This is a genomic window from Candidatus Nitrotoga sp. M5 (assembly GCF_927904885.1).
Taxonomy (GTDB): Bacteria; Pseudomonadota; Gammaproteobacteria; order Burkholderiales; family Gallionellaceae; genus Nitrotoga.
Genome location: NZ_CAKMNW010000040.1, coordinates 1 through 1,355, shown reverse-complemented (window position 1 = coordinate 1,355; position 1,355 = coordinate 1). Strand labels below are relative to the sequence as shown.

At 43.0% G+C, this 1,355-nt stretch carries 2 protein-coding genes; both read left to right on the top strand.

Going from position 1 to position 1,355, the window contains the following annotated elements:
• Positions 1-704 precede the first annotated feature (704 nt).
• Positions 705-899 (top strand): hypothetical protein, encoded by a 195-nt coding sequence (locus tag MJ770_RS08910; protein ID WP_445083143.1) that lies wholly within the window; start codon positions 705-707, stop codon positions 897-899.
• A 113-nt stretch (positions 900-1,012) separates the two neighbouring features.
• Positions 1,013-1,355, top strand: a 343-nt coding sequence (locus tag MJ770_RS08905; RefSeq protein WP_239253151.1) for a helix-turn-helix domain-containing protein, incomplete at its 3' end; no start/stop codon positions are given.

Genomic DNA, 1,355 nt, shown 5'->3' with positions numbered 1-1,355 from the left:
GACTTTTGCATAGTGTTTCGTCCAGCTTTTAATGGTTTTCGCTTTAAAACTGGACAAAATTATAGCATAAAATAAAATAATGCAACATAACATCAATTAGTTACGTTATTTTCAGCGTCGACTAAATACTCGATCGACCAGTTGTGGCTAATGACTTCGGAATGCTTCCCTGAGCTCCGTGTGCTTTTTCTGCTTCAACACATAATGTGATCACTCCACGCCTCTGAAGCTGCGCATGCGACGAGAATCAAACCTAAGAGCCCCAAAACTCTTTATCAAATTCAGATCCACGACACTACCTTTCTCTTCATTGATCTCAACCTGAAACCTGATAAATTATTTCCAATAACAAACCTTAAACCTATTAATCAGCTAGATTATGCCGCCGATGTCTATTGATCAAGATCATAGTGTCGTCAGAAAATTTTGTACACTCGACCTAGGTATGGGCTCGCTGTCCTGGGTGACTTCTTTTGTCCGCAGCAACAGCACTCATACTGGTCGCAAAAAAATGCGGTTCCCAATTAAGGTGATTGTGGTATGCATTCGTCAGTACGCAGCGTATCCGTCAAGTTTGTCAGCCCTGTAAGAATTGATGGGGGAGCGTGACGTATCTGTGGATCATTTTACCGTGGGCCGTTGGGCGATCCGATTTTTACCATTACTGAAAAATATATAGGCGTCCGATTGGCGGGAACTGCCGGATGGACGAGACATACATTAAAGTGCAAGGTATTTTGAAAGATCACTTTCGCGCTGTGGAAACATTGCAGAAAGATTTGGACGAATGGCTCAATTATTTCAATAATGAAAGCCCTCATCAGCGCAAGGTTTGTTATGGCAGAACGCCGGTAGAAACCTTACTCGGTGGGAAGCAGGTTAGGGTGGAAAAAATCTAAACCAAATTTGAACTAGTCTCAATCTGATCTGACAATACACTTGTAAAAGTGAGCGTTACCGAGTTTGATATGGGTGTCGAATCCGTCATCAAACATAAAGAAAGGTAACGCTCATGTTTCATACTAACAACCCAATCATTAAACATAAAGCAGGATTGCTCAATCTTGCTTCAGAGCTTCAAAACGTCTCCAAAGCCTGCAAGATTATGGGCGTATCAAGAGACACGTTTTATCGCTATCAAGAACTCGTTGAAACCGATGGTTTAGAGGGACTTATCAATCGCGAGCGCCGCGTACCTAATCTCAAGAATCGTTTTGACGATCATACAGAACAAGCCGTCATCGGTTATGCAGTAGACTTTCCAGCACATGGGCAGCACCGCACCAGTAATGAATTACGCAAACGCGGTGTCTTTGTTTCAGGCAGTGGCGTCCGCTCTATTTGGCTGAGACACA